At 71.8% G+C, this 17,158-nt stretch carries 13 protein-coding genes and 1 riboswitch; of the genes, 6 read left to right on the top strand and 7 right to left on the bottom strand.

The window, feature by feature from the left end:
* Positions 1–335: 335 nt before the first annotated feature.
* The 4 genes from SGFS_RS34755 to SGFS_RS34740 all read left to right on the top strand — a co-directional run bounded on the left by SGFS_RS34755 (position 336) and on the right by SGFS_RS34740 (position 5,401).
* On the top strand, positions 336–2,093 hold the full coding sequence (locus SGFS_RS34755) for a type IV secretory system conjugative DNA transfer family protein (RefSeq protein ID WP_286256143.1): 1,758 nt from the start codon (positions 336–338) through the stop codon (positions 2,091–2,093).
* A 109-nt stretch (positions 2,094–2,202) separates the two neighbouring features.
* Positions 2,203–2,592, top strand: a complete 390-nt coding sequence (locus SGFS_RS34750; RefSeq protein ID WP_286256142.1) for a DUF4913 domain-containing protein — start codon at positions 2,203–2,205, stop codon at positions 2,590–2,592.
* Positions 2,593–2,675: 83 nt separating this feature from the next.
* The gene (locus SGFS_RS34745) at positions 2,676–3,872 is read left to right on the top strand and encodes a hypothetical protein (RefSeq protein WP_286256141.1); all 1,197 of its coding nucleotides are present in this window, start codon (positions 2,676–2,678) and stop codon (positions 3,870–3,872) included.
* 14 nt (positions 3,873–3,886) lie between these two features.
* Positions 3,887–5,401, top strand: coding sequence for a glycosyltransferase family 4 protein (locus SGFS_RS34740; RefSeq protein ID WP_286256140.1), 1,515 nt, complete (start codon positions 3,887–3,889; stop codon positions 5,399–5,401).
* 54 nt (positions 5,402–5,455) lie between these two features.
* On the opposite strand, the gene SGFS_RS34735 is transcribed toward SGFS_RS34740, so the two are convergent.
* The 4 genes from SGFS_RS34735 to SGFS_RS34720 all read right to left on the bottom strand — a co-directional run bounded on the left by SGFS_RS34735 (position 5,456) and on the right by SGFS_RS34720 (position 10,012).
* Positions 5,456–6,373, bottom strand: a complete 918-nt coding sequence (locus tag SGFS_RS34735; RefSeq protein WP_286256139.1) for an ABC transporter permease — start codon at positions 6,371–6,373, stop codon at positions 5,456–5,458.
* Complete coding sequence (locus SGFS_RS34730) at positions 6,360–7,343, bottom strand: ABC transporter ATP-binding protein (protein ID WP_286256138.1); 984 nt, start codon at positions 7,341–7,343, stop codon at positions 6,360–6,362. The genes SGFS_RS34735 and SGFS_RS34730 overlap by 14 nt, the downstream gene beginning before the upstream one ends.
* A 32-nt stretch (positions 7,344–7,375) precedes the next feature.
* A complete protein-coding gene (locus SGFS_RS34725; RefSeq protein WP_286256137.1) occupies positions 7,376–8,644 on the bottom strand; it encodes a LolA family protein in 1,269 nt (422 codons plus the stop codon).
* Between the two features lie 357 nt (positions 8,645–9,001).
* A complete protein-coding gene (locus SGFS_RS34720; RefSeq protein ID WP_286256136.1) occupies positions 9,002–10,012 on the bottom strand; it encodes a polyprenyl synthetase family protein in 1,011 nt (336 codons plus the stop codon).
* A 529-nt stretch (positions 10,013–10,541) separates the two neighbouring features.
* Positions 10,542–10,758: riboswitch (cyclic di-AMP (ydaO/yuaA leader) on the top strand.
* A 2-nt stretch (positions 10,759–10,760) separates the two neighbouring features.
* Between SGFS_RS34720 and SGFS_RS34715 the strand changes: the two genes are divergently transcribed.
* The gene (locus SGFS_RS34715) at positions 10,761–11,567 is read left to right on the top strand and encodes a transglycosylase SLT domain-containing protein (RefSeq protein ID WP_286256135.1); all 807 of its coding nucleotides are present in this window, start codon (positions 10,761–10,763) and stop codon (positions 11,565–11,567) included.
* A 46-nt stretch (positions 11,568–11,613) separates the two neighbouring features.
* Here SGFS_RS34715 and SGFS_RS34710 read toward each other — a convergent pair whose 3' ends face one another.
* The 3 genes from SGFS_RS34710 to SGFS_RS34700 all read right to left on the bottom strand — a co-directional run bounded on the left by SGFS_RS34710 (position 11,614) and on the right by SGFS_RS34700 (position 15,230).
* Positions 11,614–12,420, bottom strand: coding sequence for an HAD family hydrolase (locus SGFS_RS34710; RefSeq protein WP_286256134.1), 807 nt, complete (start codon positions 12,418–12,420; stop codon positions 11,614–11,616).
* Positions 12,421–12,642: 222 nt separating this feature from the next.
* A complete protein-coding gene (locus SGFS_RS34705; RefSeq protein ID WP_286256133.1) occupies positions 12,643–13,851 on the bottom strand; it encodes an FAD-dependent oxidoreductase in 1,209 nt (402 codons plus the stop codon).
* A 101-nt stretch (positions 13,852–13,952) separates the two neighbouring features.
* On the bottom strand, positions 13,953–15,230 hold the full coding sequence (locus SGFS_RS34700) for a carboxylate--amine ligase (RefSeq protein ID WP_286256132.1): 1,278 nt from the start codon (positions 15,228–15,230) through the stop codon (positions 13,953–13,955).
* A 204-nt stretch (positions 15,231–15,434) separates the two neighbouring features.
* On the opposite strand from SGFS_RS34700, the gene fahA reads away from it, so the two are divergent.
* Complete coding sequence (gene fahA / locus SGFS_RS34695; RefSeq protein WP_286256131.1) at positions 15,435–16,673, top strand: fumarylacetoacetase; 1,239 nt, start codon at positions 15,435–15,437, stop codon at positions 16,671–16,673.
* Positions 16,674–17,158 lie beyond the last annotated feature (485 nt).

Here is a 17,158-nt window from a genome sequence, read left to right as displayed (position 1 = left end):
CACAGCCCCGCGCCCCTCAGGAGCACAGGCCCTGCGGGCCTGAAGGCAACGGCCCTGCGGGCCTGAAGGCAACGGCCCTGCGGGCCTGAAGGCAACGGCCCTGCGGGCCTGAAAAGCACGGGGCGCAGCCCCGGCTTTTCAGGGGCGCGGGGAACTGCGCGAGCAACCCGATCGAACCGGCACCCGCCGACGAACCCCACCCACCCGAGCTCTCCCGCGCCCACCCCACCCAAGCGATCGGGGTCGAAGGGGCAGCGCCCCTGGGGATGGGACGGGTAGGGGCGGCGGGGGCGAAAGAGAACACCGCACATCAACAAGTCCACGGGGGAACCGAATTGACCACCACCCGCACACCACGACACCACACCACCGGCGACGACTTCCTGCCCTGGCTCATCCCCGGCACCGCCCTCCTCGTCGCCACCGCCTTCCTCGGCGCCTGGCTCGGCGGCACCCTGGGCGCAGCCCTGAGCGGCGCCGGCTGGAACCCGCCCCCCTTCTCCCTGGAAACGATGTCGGCCCTCGTGCAGGAGGGCCCGGCAGCCGTGTGGCCGACGGCGTCGACCGGCGCGGTCACGGCAGGCATGGGCACGGTGTTCGGCGGCACCCTGGCCCTCCTCATCACACTCACCCTCCTCGTCCGCCGCCGCTCCGCCCGACCCACCGGCCTCGCGGGCCGCCGCGAACTCTCCGGCCTCCTCCCGAAGGGCGCCGCCACCCGAGCGAGACAACTCCGCCCGTCGCTCGCGAAGTCGGGCCGCCTCGCCCCGGACGACACCGGCAACCTGCTGGGCAACCTGGAACCCGGCGGCCCGGAGCTCCGCAGCAGCTACGAGGACGTGGAGCTGGACCTGATGGCCCCGCGCGCGGGCAAGTCCACCGGCATCGCGGTCCCCCGTGTGCTCCGGGCCCGCGGCAGCGTGCTGCTGACCTCGAACAAAGCGGACGTCTACAGCGTCACGCGCGCGGAACGCGAGCGGGCCGGCCGGGTGTGGACGTTCGACCCGCAGGGCATCGCCCACACGCCCCGCACCCTGTGGTGGGACATGCTCGCGGACGCCGCCACCATCGAGGGCGCCCGCCGCCTGGCCGGCCACTTCGTCGGCGCGGTCAACGACGACGCCTCCAAGCGGGACTTCTGGATCTCGGCCGCGCAGAACACCCTGACGGCCCTGTTCCACGCCGCGAACCGGGGCGGACGCCAGGTCGGCGAGGTGCTGGGCTGGCTGGCGGACCCGGCCGACCGTACGCCGATCGACCTGCTGCGGGACGCGGGCATGTCCGCACTCGCCGACCAGCTCCAGGGCACGGTCCAGGGCGCGGTGGAGACCAGGGACGGCATCTACGAGACGGCCCGCCAGTGCGTGGCGTGCCTCCTCGACCCGACGATCGCGGCCTGGGTCAGCCCGGATGCGGCCCTGCCGCAGTTCCTGCCCGAGCGGCACGCGCTGTCCTGCGACACCCTCTACCTCCTCTCCAAGGACGGCGGCGGCTCGGCGGCCGGTGTCATCGCCGCGTGCGCGGACTCCGTGCTGCGCGCGGGCGTGGTCGCGGCCGAGCGGATGGGCGGACGGCTCGACCCGCCGATGACGGCCGTGCTCGACGAGGCGGCGAACGTCTGCCGTATCTCCGACCTGCCCGATCTGTACTCCCACTTCGGCTCGCGCGGCATCAACGTCGTCACCCTCCTGCAGAGTTACCGCCAGGGCACCCGGGTGTGGGGCGAGGCGGGGATGGACGCGCTCTGGGGCGCCGCCACCATCAAGCTGCTCGGCGCGGGCCTGGACGACGCGGACTTCGTGGAGAAGGTCTCGCGGCTGGTCGGCGAGCACGACGTGTCGACGGTGAGCTACTCGCGCGGCAAGGACGGTCGGTCGCGCTCCACCTCGTACCGCCTGGAGCGCATCCTGCCCGCCGACCGTATCCGCGCCCTCCCCAAGGGCACCGCCCTCCTCCTCGCCACCGGCGTCAAGCCCGCCCTGGTCCGGCTGCGCCCCTGGTACGCGGAACCGGGCGCCGACCGCATCGCGACGGCGGCCCAGGCGGAGGTCAAGGCCATCACGGCCCGGGCGGCAGAGGCGATCGCCCGATGAGCACCGACCGGAACCCACGCGTCCACGGGATCCACGGAACCCACCGAGCCCACCGAGCCCACCGAGCCCACCGAGCCCACGGAACCCACGGAACCCACGGGAGCACTCGATGACCTTCGCGCCCGAACAGCAGCCCGCCGCCCCGCCGTTCATCCTGTATCTCGACGGCGAGGAGTACGCCGAGGAGATGCGGAGCCTGGCGCTCTGGGTCGGCGATCTGCTCCTGCCGGTGTACGGCCGCGAGGTCACCTCCCAGCAGCCCTGGTGCCCGCGCTGGTGGGAGCACCTGGAGGCGGTGGCCCGGCTGCACGGGCTGTGGCTGGCCTGGCAGGAGCTGACGGACCCGGCGGCGGGGCCGTCAGGACCCGCCGTCTGGCACCGCGACCACCTCGGTCCCGTACTCATGGAACTCCGCTCCCCCACCGGCCCCTTCGCGGGCTGCAAGCAAGGCGGCCATCGGGCGAAGCCCGCGCCGGTGGTCGAGGCCTACGACGGCTGACGGAGGAGCCCCGCGACGCGGACGCGTCCAGCGGGTAGGACAAGATCGCGAGGCCCGTCCATCGCGTACCACAGGAGGAACACATGACCGACCATCAGGGGCAGGCAACCGCCTACGAGCAGCTGTACTCGGCGGCGGCCCGCATGCTGTGGTCGCAGGAGAACCCGGACTGGCGGCCGGGCTACGAGGACGAGCAGTACGGGTGGCCGCGGGAGCGCCGGGTCGCCTGGCAGGCGTTGGAGAGCTGCCTGCGAGCGGCCGACGGCGAAGGCGCGTCGGCCGGCGAGGCCGGTGGTGGGGACTCGTGGACCGGCGAGGCCGGCGGTCGGGACTCGTGGACAGGTGAGCCGTCCGACTCCGCCCGGCATCTGCTCGCCCGGCGCGCTCCCGGTGACGACGACCGGCCCCTGTCCTTCCGCGCGGCCCTCGCCGACTGGACGACCCGGCTGGACGCCGACCCGGGATATCTCACGGCCGGCGACACCCTGCGGCCCGGCGCCTGTGTGCTGCTGCCCGCCTCCCGGCACTGGGTCATGGTCTTCGCCCTCCAGGAGCTGGCGTACCGGCTCGCCCCCGGCCGCCCCCCGGTGACGGTCGGCGCCGACGCGGCGCGGCTGAGCACGCTGGCGCACGAGGCGGCGCAGGCGCTGCGGGCCCCGCTGGGCGCGCCCGCGCCGAGCCCGTACGAGCCGGGGGCCGCGCCCTGGGTCTCCCCGGTGTCCCGGCGGGTCGGCGAGGGGCCGGACGCGCGGGCGTCGTTCGAGGAGCTGCGTGAGACGGCGTGGCGGGCGGCGGAGGCGATTCCGTCGCCCGAGGAACTGAAGGCGAACCCGGACTTCTCGGTGACGCTGGAGGCCTCGATCGCCGCCTCCGACGTCCTCGCCCTGCTCAGTGGCCGTCCCGCGCGGGTCTGGCGCGAGCAGCGCGACGGGATCGACCCGGCGCGCCATCTGCTGTGGGGTTCGTCGGCGGCGGCCGGTGCGCAGGGGCAGCCGAAGGGGTTCGTGGAGGAGGCGGACTCCTGGGCCGAGGCGTTCGCGGGCGGGCCCGCGCCGTGGACGCCGACGGAGTACGTGCTGCCGCCCGAGCGCGACCGGGGCGAGACCGATGTCGTGCTGTCGGCGACCCGGGCGCTCGTCCTCGCCGAGCTGCTCGACGAGCTGGCGGCCCGGCTGCGGCCGGGTGTGCACAGCGGCCTGATCCACTACGGCGCCTATGACCTGGGCCATTTCGTCAACCATCGGTTCCGGCGTGAGCTGGGCGCTCACGTCGGTCTGTGAGGGGGGAACCGTCCGTGCCGGACGAACAGCGTCAGAAGATCCTCGTGCTCTGCGACGAGAGCGGCATGGGCAAGGGCGGCGTGCCGGTGTTCAACCAGCAGATCAGTGTCGCCCTCGCCGCGCAGGGACACGATGTCACCCTGCTGACCGTCAAGCCGGTGGAGAGCGAGCACGACGGTGTGACGCTGCGGACCACGGCTCCGCTCCCGGACCACGTCGAGGGGCGCGACTGGCTGAAGCAGCAGTGCGCGACCCGGAATCCGGCGGAGCTGGGCCTGCCGGACCCGCGGCAGCAGCAGTTCGACCTGATCATCGGCCACTCGCGGTTCTCGGGTCCGGCGGCGGTGGCGATGCGGGACGCCTGGTATCCCGAGGCCCGGGTCGCCCACTTCCTGCACACGAGCCCCGAGCGGCTGCCCCAGGTCAAGTACGCCGACAACCCCGCCAAGGCCGCCGAGAAGGGCTCCGAGCACTCCGGGATCGAGCGGGTGGTGATGGCCCGTGTCGACCTGGTCGTGGGGGTGGGGCCGCTGCTGACGGACGAGGCCAAACGGCTGGCGGCGAAGAACGAGCGGGTGCCGAGCGCGCACGAACTCGTCCCCGGCACCAGGATCGAGCCGTTGGTCCAGCGGAACCCGCAGCAGCAGGAGGGGCCTCTTCAGCTGCTGGCCCTGGGGCGCGCGGGCGACCCCCTGAAGGGGTTCGAGGACGCGGCCCGTGCCGTGAAGCTGCTCAACGACCAGGGCGTCGCCGTGCACCTCACGGTCCGTGGCGCGCCGGAGCATCTGGTGCCCGGTCTCCAGCAGCAGCTCAGCGACCTCAGCGGCGGGCATGTCACCCTCCGGCCGTTCTCCGACAAGCCGGACGCGATCGCGAACGACATCAGGAACGCGGACGCCGTCGTCATGCCCTCCAAGCACGAGGGCTTCGGCCTTGTCGCCACGGAGGCGCTGGGCCACGGTGTGCCCGTGCTCGTCAACGAGGAGAGCGGTGCCGCCCGTTTCCTCAAGGACGCGAACCGGGTCCCCGCGGAGCTGAGCGCCTCGTCCGTCGTCCCCGAGCCCGCCAACCCTGCCCACCGGGTCAAGGCGTGGGCCGCCGCCATCCACCAGCTGAAGGAGCAGCTGCCGCAGCGCGTCGAACAGGCCGGTCGGCTGCGTGAGTTCCTGAAGTCCTACAGCTGGGAGAACGCGGCGACCGCCCTGGCCGAGGCGGCGTCCACGGCCCCCGTGCCGGGCACCGGCCCGACGGCCGCGCAGCAGGCCCGGGCGACCGTGCAGGGGCCGCAGGGCACGGTCGTACAGACGTCTCAGTCAGCCACGCAGTCGCCGGGGTCCCCGGCCCAGGGCCCGCAGTCCCCGCTGGCCAAGGCGGCCGCGCTGACCTCACGGGGGCGGAGCGGCACGGGTGGTGCCGCGCAGGGCGGCGGCTCGGGCACGCAGGGCCCGGCGCAGCAGCGGTCCGCGCCCGCCGCCCGGCCGCAGGTCCCGCAGCCGCCGAAGCCGCAGGGCGGTGGGCCGTCCCGCTGAGGAGCGGCTCCGGGGGCCGGCGTGGGCGTCCCGTCGGCCCGGCCGCCGTGGCGGCTACGCCGTGACGTCCTTCGCCGTGAACCTCGCCCACGCCGCCGAGCCGAACACCGCCGCGTACAGGGCCTGGAGGCCGAGGTTGCGCCGGAGGTCGTCCCAGTAGACCGGCTCGCGCATCAGGTCGGCGAAGGAGAGCCAGTAGTGGGAGAAGAAGTACGGGTGGAGGGCGTCGAGCTGGGGTATCTGGTCGAGGATCTGGACGGTGATGAGCAGCCCGACCGTGGTCGCCATCGCCGCGACGCCGCTGTTGGTGAGCGTCGATATGAACAGGCCGAGGGCCGCGATCCCGATCAGTGACGCGGCCACGACCAGCGCGATCAGCAGCGCCCGCAGCAGTCCCTCGGCGAAGCTGATGCGGGTGCCGGAGATCGTGGTCAGATCGCCCAGGGGGAACAGCAGCGCCCCCACGGCGAGCGCGGAGGCCGCCACGACGAGGGTGGCGACGAGGCAGAACGTCATCGTGGTCGCGTACTTGACGAGCAGCAGGCGGGTGCGGCCCGCCGGGGCCACCAGCAGATAGCGCAGCGTGCCCGCGTTCGCCTCCCCCGCTATCGCGTCGCCCGCGATCACGCCGATGGCCATCGGGAGGAAGAAGGGGAGCGTCGCGGCCAGCGCCGTGAACACCAGGAACAGCCCGTTGTTGGTGATCTGCGCCATGAACGCGGGTCCTTCGCCGCCTCCGCCGCCTCCGCCACCCGGGCCGCCGCCCCCGCCCCCGTCACCCGTCTCGATCCTGACGGCGATCCCGACGAGGATCGGTACGGCCGCGAGCACGGCCAGCAGTGCGAGGGTGCGCCAGCGCCGGAACGTGGTGACCAGCTCGCTGCGGAACAGGCCGAACGTCCAGAGCGGGCTCGGCGCGCGCGTGGCCACGGCGGCAGGGGCACGTACATCCGCGACCTCAGCCCGCGACATCGAATCCCTCCCCCGTCAGCGCCACGAACGCGTCCTCCAGCGAGGCCCGTTCCAGTCCGAATCCGCGCACACGGATCCCCGCCTCGACCAACGCTCCGACCAGCTCGGCGAGTTCCCGCTCGGGCGGCGGGGCCTCCCCCGTCACCCGGCCCTCGGCGCCTTCCGCCGTCTCCGCGACCACGACATCGCCGACGCCCTGCTCCTTGAGCACCCGGGCCGCGTCCGCCGTGTCGGGCGTGGTGACGACGAGCCGGCCACGCGTGCCGGCCGCCAGGTCGGCCACCGGGCCCTGAGTGATCAGCCGCCCCTGCGCCATGACGGCGACATGGGTGCACACCTGCTCGATCTCGTCGAGCAGGTGCGAGGAGAGGAAGACGGTGGTCCCGTCGGACGCCAACTCCCTCACCAGGGTGCGGATCTCCCGCATGCCCTGCGGGTCGAGGCCGTTCGTCGGCTCGTCGAGGACCAGCAGCCGACGGGGCTGGAGCAGCGCCGCCGCCAGCCCGAGCCGCTGCTTCATGCCCAGCGAGTACGCCTTCGCCTTCTTGCCGCCGGCCGCCGTCAGCCCGACCCGGTCCAGCGCGGCCGCGACGCGCGTACGCCGGGTGCGCGGGTCGGCGGTCGGGTCGGCGGCGTCGTAGCGCAGCAGGTTGTCGCGGCCGGAGAGGAAGCCGTACAGGGCGGGGCCCTCGATGAGGGCGCCCACCTGCGGCAGTACGGTCCGGGAGGCGCGCGGCATCGGCTGTCCGAGCACGCGTGCCGTGCCCGACGTCGGCTCGATCAGGCCCATCAGCATGCGGATGGTGGTGGTCTTTCCTGAGCCGTTGGGCCCGAGGAAGCCGAAGACGCTGCCCGCCGGGACGGTCAGATCGAGCCCGTCCACGGCGAGCTGCCCACCGCGGTAGCGCTTGGTGAGCGCGCGGGTGGCGATCACCGCCGTGTCCGGGTCCGCGGTGGACAGTTCCTCCATGGGCTCCCTCGCTCCACGAGAACGGTTGCGGCCTACTCGGCCGCGTTCGCCGCCTTCACCAGCGCGCCCTTGGTGACCGCGCCGGCGTACACCTTGCCGTCCTCGGTGAAGAGGACGTTGATCAGCCGGGTCGAGAAGACCGTGCCGGAGCCGAAGTCGCCCTTGACCTGGTCGCCGAGGGAGTTCAGGAAGCCGTCGACGCGGCCGTCGCCGGTGCCCTCGGTGGGCACGCCGCCCTCGCTGCCGCTGTCGAACGTGGCGATGGAGGTCCAGCCCTTGCCGATGGTCTTCAGCCCGCCGGGCCCGCCGAGCCCGTCGGCGAACTCCTCCTCCTGCCCCTTCGTGGCGGAGTCGTGGAAGCCGTCGCTCTTGTTGTCGTGGTGGCCGGACTTCTCGACCGCGTCCTCCTCCTCGGTGACCTTCGCGCCCTTGGGGGGTGTGAAGTCGAAGGTGGCGGCGCTGGGCGCGGAGAAGTCGACCTTCGTGAAGCCGGCGTCCACGACGGCCGAGCCGCCGCTCGTCGGGGTCAGCGTGAACTTCAGCGGCAGCCCCGTCTTGGCGTCGACGGCGATCGAGATCGCGCCGACCGTGGAACCGGACTGCTTCGGTTCGATGACCAGCCTGTACGCGTCCCGCCCGGCGACCTGCGCGGTCCCGTCCACGGTCACGGAGGTGGTGTCGTCGACGGCTTTGAGCGCCTCTTCGGCAAGCTTCTGCGGAGTGACGTCGTCAGCCATCTCCTCGGGGCTCCCCTTGTGCCCCTTCCCCTCCTCGGACTTGGCGTCGGTGGAGTGGAACACCTCGTTCGAGGCGCTGTCGTACGCCCATACGTCGTCGCCGTTGTGGATGACGCTGTACTCGGCGGCCTCGTCGAGCAGTGACAGCTTCTGCTTGTCCGGCCCGTCGGCGGCGATCCGCAACGTGTGGGTACCGGAGGCGAGTTCGAGCAGCTTGGACGAGGGGTCGGCGGACGCGCCGTCGCCGCCCTGTGCCGACCCGAGGCTGCTCGCCAGACCGCCCAGGTCGGGCAGGCCGAGATCCGTGCTGATCTTCACCGTCCCGGAGATCTGCTGTACGTCCGAGGCGGCGATCTTCTCGATGAGTTCCTGCGCGCTGATCTTCGGCAGATCGGGGTCACCGGAGCCGGCGAAGGCCGGGACGAGCCCGATGGTCGCCGCGGCCAAGCCCACCACGGTGACCGGAACGACGTACCGCGCGGCCTTGCGTCGCCGCATCGCCCGCGCCTCGTCGACTTCGGCCGCGGCGACGGCCGCGCTGTCGTCGGTTTCGTACGGTGCCATGTGTGCCTTACCTCCGTCGTCGGCGGCGGCGTCCATTCCGAGCCGCCATTCTCACCCGAATCGGTGAGGAGTGGTGCTCTCATGTCACCAAATCAGCCGCCGAGAAGCGTCACCCTGCGGGATCAACTAGGCGTACATCTACGGGATGACGGGGCCCTAAGGGACGCTCCCGTAAGGGGCGCGGGCCACTCTCCGATGTGCGGCTCCGCCGCGCGGGCGCGAGCGACCACAGCGAGCAACCACAACGAGCGGCCACAACGGGCGGCCAGACGACGAAGACAAGGGGGCCGGGGGCACAGCCCCAGGGACGGGACGGGTAGGGGCCGCGGGGGCGAAGCCCTCTCCCGGCCCCGTAACTCACCCGGCCCGATGCACCACCGCATCACAAAGCTCCACCAACGCCGCCTTCGCCCCGCACTCGGGCAACGGCGCCAACACCCCCCGCGCCTCCTCGGCATACCGAACGGTGTCCCGCCGAGCCTGCTCCAGCGCAGGATGCACCCGCAGCCGGGCCAACGCCTCCGCGTGCCGCGCGTCATCGCTCAGATCGGAGTCCAGCAGCTCGCAGAGCGCGACGTCCTCCGCCACCCCCAACCGCTCCGCCCGCTCCCGCAGCCGCAGCACCGGCATGGTCGGCACACCCTCGCGCAGATCCGTCCCCGGCGTCTTCCCGGACTCGTGGGAGTCGGACGCGATGTCGAGCACATCGTCCGCGAGCTGGAAGGCGACCCCGAGCCGCTCGCCGTACTGCGTGAGCACGTCGACCACGGTCTCGTCCGCGCCGGCCGTCATCGCGCCGAGCCGCCCGGCCACGGCCACCAGCGACCCGGTCTTGCCGCCGAGCACATCGAGGTAGTGGTCGATCGGGTCGCGCCCGTCGCGCGGTCCGGCGGTCTCCAGGATCTGCCCGGTGACGAGCCGCTCGAAGGCCTCGGCCTGGATGCGGACGGCGTCGGGCCCGAGGTCGGCGAGGACGTGCGAGGCCCGGGCGAACAGGAAGTCCCCGGTCAGCACGGCCAGCGAGTTGCCCCAGCGCGCGTTCGCACTCGGCACGCCCCGGCGCACGTCGGCCTCGTCCATCACGTCGTCGTGGTACAGCGTGGCGAGATGCGTCAGCTCGACCACCACCGCCGAGGGGACGACACCCGGCGCGTACGGGTCACCGAACTGCGCGGCGAGCATCACCAGCTGCGGCCGGAACCGCTTGCCGCCCGCGCGCAGCAGATGCTGGGCGGCCTCCTGGATGAAGGGGACCTCGCTCTTGGTGGCCTCGAGCAGACCCTCCTCGACGGCCGCCAGTCCGGCCTGGACATCGGCTTCGAGAGCCTGGTCCCGCGCGCTCAGCCCAAACGGCTCGACGACGGTCACGAGGGTTCTCCTGTCTGCTGACGTCTGCTGACGGTCACACGGTCGGTCTAGGTCGGTCTCACGGTCGATGACATGGTTTGTCGATCTGTCGCTGCCATCACTCGAGTCAGCGTATCCGGTCACCTTTCGATCACCGCTAGCGCCCACGGGTTCGACCCGGGCGGTATCGGATCACGCCCCCTCGCGACCCCGATGCTCACGATCGGCCGATATGCCCGAATATCTACCGACTCGAACATCTCATCCCTACTATCCGAATTCTTGCTCTACATTTCACTTCGCCCGAATAGTTCCGTGAGTTGAGTCACGCGAACCCAATTCCCCACCCCGACCTTCCCACCTCTCCCGCCCTTTGCGGAAGGCAAGTTGAGCACCATTCCCCCACCCCGACCAGCCCGCCATTTCCACCAAGACCAAGGTCAAATAGCCCTTAAGCGAATTTCGGGGCTTGTTCCCGTCATGTGCTCTCGCATACGTTCACTTCGCCATCCGGACGGAACGCCGAATCCTGCCGCCGCCCGGACTCCCCACTGACCACTCATCCACGCACGGCAGGAGCGGGGGACCCAGGTAAGTCCGCCGGCCCGACTTCCCCACCGGACCGGCTCGGGGTGAAGCCGCGCGCAGTTCGCACAGCCCGGTTCCGTGCATGCACGGCCGGTCCGGTGCGCTCTGCGACCTACGCGGCCGGGCTATCTCCTGCCCGAACCCGACAGCTCACCTCGCAGGCGTCGGAGAGGAACGCACCATGCCCGGACGAGGCAAACACCGCCGCCCCAGAACCAACCCGCTCACCCGTGGCGTGGTCGCCGCCGGCACGGGAGGGGTGGCACTCGCCCTCCCGCTCACCGCCGCGACGACCGCGAGCGCCGCCCAGCCGACCCAGGCGACCGCCGCCTCCATCCAGTCGGCCGCACGGTCCGCCGTCCAGTCGGCGCCGACGGCCATACAGGTCATGCCGCGCACGTACACCGTGGTCCGCGGCGACACCCTGTCCTCCATCGCCCACCGGTACGACACGAGGGGCGGCTGGCGACAGCTCTACCAGGACAACCGCAAGGCCATCGGGAGCAACCCGCGGCTGATCCGCCCGGGCCTGAAGCTGTCGCTGAAGACGGCGAAGGCGAAGGCGACGAAGACGACGACGGCGACGACGGCGACGACGACCAGGAGCGCCACCACCTCCGCGTCGACCGGGGCGGTCAAGGCGACCCCCGCGTCCGTCACGACGTACCCGAACAACCTGGACGGCTGGATCCGCGAGTCGCTGGACATCATGGCGCGGAACGGGATCCCCGGGTCCTACGACGGGATCTACCGCAACGTCATGCGGGAGTCGTCGGGCAACCCGCAGGCCATCAACAACTGGGACTCCAACGCCGCCGCGGGCACCCCGTCGAAGGGGCTCCTGCAGGTCATCGACCCGACCTTCGCCGCGTACCACGTGGCGGGCACGGCGGACGACCCCTTCGACCCCGTCGCGAACATCACGGCGGCGTGCAACTACGCCGCCGCGCGCTACGGCTCGATCGACAACGTGTTCGGGGCGTACTAGGGCCCGCCGGGCACTGCCCGTTCCCTGTTCCCCTGGGTCGGCGGACTCAGGGGAACAGGCGTTCCAGCACCACCGCGATCCCGTCCTCCTCGTTCGAGAGGGTCACCTCGTCGGCGACGGTCTTGAGCTCGGGGTGGGCGTTGGCCATGGCGACTCCGTGGGCGGCCCAGTCGAACATGGGGATGTCGTTGGGCATGTCCCCGAAGGCGATGGTCACCTCCGGGGTCAGCCCGAGGTGCTCGGCGGCGAGCGCGAGGCCGGTGGCCTTGGTGATGCCGCACGGCTGGAGCTCGACCGTGCCGGGCCCCGACATGGTGACCGTCGCCAGCGAACCGACCGCCATGCGTGCCGCCGACGCCAACTCGTCGTCGGACAGATAGGGATGGCGCAGCAGCACCTTGCTGATGGGCTCGCACCACAGGTCGTCCCGGCGCGGCACGCGGACGGCGGGCAGCGTGGGGTGCGGCATGAGGTAGCCCGGCTCGATCAGGGTCAGGCCGTCGACCCCGTCCTGGTCGACGGCGGCGTACACCTGTCCGACCTCCGCCTCGATCTTGCCGAGCGCGGTCTCGGCCAGCTCCCGGTCGAGGGTGACGGACCAGAGCAGCCGGTCCGCGCCGACGTCGTACAACTGCGCGCCCTGTCCGCACACCGCGAGCCCCCTGCTGCCGAGGTCCTCCAGCAGCGGTCGCACTCTCGGCGCCGGCCGCCCCGTCACCACGAGGTGCTGAGCACCGGCCCCCGTGGCCCGCGCCAGCGCGGCGAGGGACCGGTCGGAGAGCGTGTCGTCACTGCGCAGGAGCGTTCCGTCCAGGTCGGTGGCGATGAGCGAATATGCGGTGGGAGCGGCCATGATCAGAGAATACGGATGCGGCGCCCCATCGGTTCGACGCGTACCGGACGACGTCCGGTATCCCGACCCTCACACGGCTCCCCCTCGTCAACACCCCTTTCCCGAACCGCTGTTCACCCGAGCGGCTGCGGACCGCGCTCCCAAGGGGCGCGGGGAACCGCGCGATCAACCGCATGCGAGCCGCCGCCCGCGAACCGCAGCCCCACCCGGGCTCACGCCGACTCACCCATGCGCGGCGGCCAAGTGCCGAGCCAACCGCGGCGAAGCGAACCCCGTCCCACACACGAACCGCATCACCGGCCCGTACGACGCCGCCGCGGGCAACCCCGTGAAGTACAACCCCGCCATGGAGGACCGGAATCCCGCACCCAGCCTCGGCGTCCCCCGGCTCACCGCAAGCTCCGTACGCAGCTCGTGCCCGAGGAAGCCCATCGCGCCGAGGTCGACGCGATACCCCGTGGCCGCGATGACGTGATCGGCGGACAGCTCCTCCATGCGGCCCTGGTGGCTCCGCACGGTGAGCAGCGGACGCCCGTCGACGACACCGGCCCGCACGACCCGCGCCACCTCCCGTACCTGGACGTGGCGTTGGAACCGCTCGCGCAGCCACCACGCGCCGAGCGGGCCGAGCACCCGGCGGACCAGGTAGTGCCGGGTGGCTTCGGGCAGGTGGCGGTACGGCTGCGGGTAGTAGCTGAGCGCGTACAGCGACCAGGCGCGGCCGAAGGGGGACTCGGGGCGCAGCCGGGGCTGCTTCCACGGGGGCGCGCCGAAGTCCACCGCGCCCCGGCCGCGCGCCACCACGCGCACCTTGGCGCCGGCCTCGGCCGCCAGTACCGCGGTCTCCAGGGCGGACTGGCCCGCGCCGACGACGATCAGATCCTTGCCGGCGAACCGGGCGAGGTCGTGGTGCTGGGAGCTGTGCGAGACGGGCCCGGTGGGGGTGGGTCCGTCGACGGCGGCCCCCGCGAGTTCACCCGGAAGGTGGGCGAGCCCGAAGAGCCCACTGGCCACGACGACGGCCCGCGCGGTGAACAACTCGCCCGAGTCCAGCTTCAGTTCGAATCCGGCACCTTCAGTACGACCGCGGTCCACGGAGACGACCCGCACCCGCTCCAGCTCGGGCACGAGCCGCTGCTGGAACCACTCCCCGTAGGCGATGAACGTCTCGACGGGGATGATGTCCTCGTCGGTCACCAGGCGCGGTATGCCCGCCGCGTCGCAGTAGTCGGCCAGGGTGTTTCCGCGTTGCGGGGCGTCGATGCCGGACGCTGCCGGGGTTGATTTCAGGAGCATCCCGGCGGGCATGTTGTCGCGCCAGCTCACCATGGGTTCGCCGAAGACACGTACCGGAATGCCCCGCGCGCGCAGATGCGCGGCGGTGGACAGACCGAACGGCCCGGCACCGATGACTGCTACCGGTTGAATCACGAAGTCCCTCCCCAGGACGCGATGTGCGTACTTCGTGTGGTGCGTGTGGTGCGTGTGGTGCGTGCGGTGCGAGTGGCCGTGTGGTGCGAGTGACGCGTTGCTCAGTTGCCCACCGGCGGGCGGACATGAGTGCTGCCGCGGCGGCTGGTCCGCCACAGCTGACAGAGGTGATTTGCGCCCGGTCGCACGAAGCGCGCGAGCATCGTGAGGAACGGCAGCGGGTCGTCACCCGCGAGCCAGGCCAGCTCCGTACCGCTCGCGTGGGCGGGCGCGTGCGGTGTGGTGTACCCGCTGCGCCGGTAGGCGAGCAGGGCCGGCAGGTCGATGTTCTCCACGATGTAACGACGCCCGGTGAGCTGCTCCCCCTCCGGCACCGAACGCCCGGTCAGATCGAGATGCATGGCACGCACGACATCGATCCCGGCCTCACTCTCGAAGAGCCGGAACTGCGCGCCCATCCGCGGATTGAAGTCAAGGAGCTTGTACTGCCCGTCCCTTCTGTCGAAGCGCAGATCCAGATCGACGACGCCACTGAAGCCGATCTGTTTGATGAAACGTGCGGCCAGGTCAGCGAGTTCCGGATTGTCGACTATGTAGGCATTCGCCGTCATGCCCGCGTGCGGCGGCCACGACCGCACCTTCACCCCGGTGAACAACGCGCGCGGCATGGAGTGCGCGTCGAAGTAGGCGTGCACGATCCAGTCCTCGGCGTCCTCCCGGGGCAGATAGTCCTGGAGGATCACCCCCGGCCGCTCACCCCAGTCCCGGGCGAGCCGCAACAGCCCCTCCCGCGTGGCGATGCGCGTGGTGCCGTTGACAGCGGGCCGCCTGCGCCGTTCGAAGGCCTCCCGGTTCTTGGCCACCAGCGGGAAACGCGCACGCTCGGCGAACCGCTCGATCTCCTCGTACGACTGCGGAAAGGCCGCCGCCGGGCTGGGTATCCCGTGCTCGGCGCACAGTTCGTGCAGCCCCTGCTTGCTGGCGAGCCGCCGGGGCAGTTCGGCGTCGACGCGCGGGAACAGGAACCGCTCGGCCAACTCCCCCTGATGCTCGGCGATGAGAACGGCGGCCTCTTCGTCGGTGGGCACGAGCACGGTCGGCCGTCCGATGGACCGCCCGATCCGCAGCAGCCCCTCCACCAGCTCCTCGGGCTCCTCGGTGCCCGTGGTCGGCCACACGAACGCCCGCCGCAGATAGCGGGAGACGGCGGCCGGCGTGTACCGGTCCTCCGTGATCGCGTACATGGGCACACCAAGGCGCCCGAGACTGCGGATCGCACCGACCCCGCCGTGGTGCAGCGGATAGCCGCCGAACTTGACGATGAGCCCCGGAACATCCCGATCCACAGGGATCGGCCCGTTCCCGGACTTCCTGGCCACGGGTCCCCCCACGTGTCCCCCCTACCGGACCCGGACCCACCCCGTCCGCGTCCCTCACAGGACGCTAAGCCAGAATTTCCGGATCCGACCCCCCTTAACAGGACATTGTGAACTCTTCAGACACTCCCCGTTCCCGTCACCTCCCCGTAACGTGTGGCGCGACCAGACGGAACGACGGCAGAACACGAGAGCGAGGCAGCACCAATGCCCCCCTTCGATGCCCCCGAGGGCGACCCCTTCGACGTCCCCGAAGGCCACCCCTTCGGTCCGCACAACCTCCCCTACGGGGTGTTCAGCCCGGCCGGCTCCGACACCCGCACGGTGGGCGTCCGCCTCGGTGACCACGTCCTGGACGCGGCCGCGGCGGCACAGGCCCTCGGCTCCCCGTACGGCGCCCTGCTCGCCCACCCCACCCTCACCCCCTTCCTCGCGGCCGGCCGCACCGCGTGGTCGGACGTCCGCCGGGCCCTGACGGCCTGGGTGACGGTCCCCTCCCACCGCGAGACGATCGCCCCCTTCTTCCACCCCCTGCCCTCCGTCACCCTCCACCTCCCCTTCGAGGTGGCGGACTACGTCGACTTCTACGCCTCGGAGAACCACGCCCGGAACGTCGGCAAGATCTTCCGCCCCGACTCCGAGGACCCCCTGACCCCCAACTGGAAGCACCTGCCCATCGGCTACCACGGCCGATCAGGCACGGTTGTGGTCTCCGGCACCGAGGTGGTACGCCCCTCCGGCCAGCGCAAAGCACCCACGGACCCGGCGCCGGTCTTCGGCCCGTCCATCCGCCTGGACATCGAGGCGGAGGTCGGCTTCGTCGTGGGCAAGCCTTCCGCCATGGGCACCCCGGTCGACCTGTCCTCCTACCGCGACCACGTCTTCGGCCTCTGCCTCCTCAACGACTGGTCCGCCCGCGACCTCCAGGCCTGGGAGTACGTCCCTCTCGGCCCCTTCCTCGGCAAGTCCTTCGCCACCTCCGTCTCCGCCTGGATCACCCCCCTGGACGCCCTGGACGCGGCCCGCGTGACACCCCCGCCCCGCACCCACGACCTGCTCCCCTACCTGGACGACGCCACCGAGGACCCGGGCGGCTACGACCTGCGCATCACCATCTCCATCAACGGCCACCCGGTCTCCGAGCCCCCCTTCTCCACGATGTACTGGACGGCCGCCCAGCAACTGGCCCACATGACGGTCAACGGCGCGTCCCTCCGCACGGGCGACCTCTACGGCTCGGGCACGGTCAGCGGCCCCGCCCCCGCCCAACGCGGCTCCCTCCTCGAACTCACCTGGAACGGCCGCGACCCCCTCGACCTCCCCACCGGCAAGCGCACGTTCCTGGAGGACGGCGACGAGGTCACCCTCACCGCCTGGGCCCCGGGCCCCGACGGCACAAAGGTGGGCCTGGGCGAGGTGACGGGCAGGATCGCGGCAGGCGACTGAGGCGACGGCGGCGTACGTACGGCACGACCACCTGGGGCGGCAGGGCAGCCGCGTACGGCGAGGGAGGGGGTGTGCCAGGGCGCCGTGGGGGTGTGCCGGGGGGCCGGGGGCCGGGGGCCGAGGGCCGGGGGGTGCCGGGGTGTCCGCTCGCAGTGGCCGACGCGTCAACTGGTCGGACTTTTTCCAGCAGTCCGATTCCCCGCCGGCCTGAGGACGGATCCCCCCGGCGCGCCCCCGACCCCGTACGGACCAAAGGTGAACCACCCACGACGGACCTGTACGGACCAGAGGCGAACCGCCCACGACGGACCCGTACGGGCCAAAGACGAACCACCCACGACGGACCGGCTGCGCACCAACCCGAACCAGCCACCCGCGGATCACCCCAGACTGGCAGATCTTCCTCACACTCCAGGAAACACCGCAGGTCAGCGGCGTATCCGGCGGAGCGTCAGGTGGCGCAACACTTCGGCAACACTTGATTC

Source organism: Streptomyces graminofaciens (assembly GCF_030294945.1).
In the GTDB taxonomy this organism is placed as follows: Bacteria; Actinomycetota; Actinomycetes; order Streptomycetales; family Streptomycetaceae; genus Streptomyces; species Streptomyces graminofaciens.
This window is presented reverse-complemented; position numbering and strand designations above follow the sequence as displayed.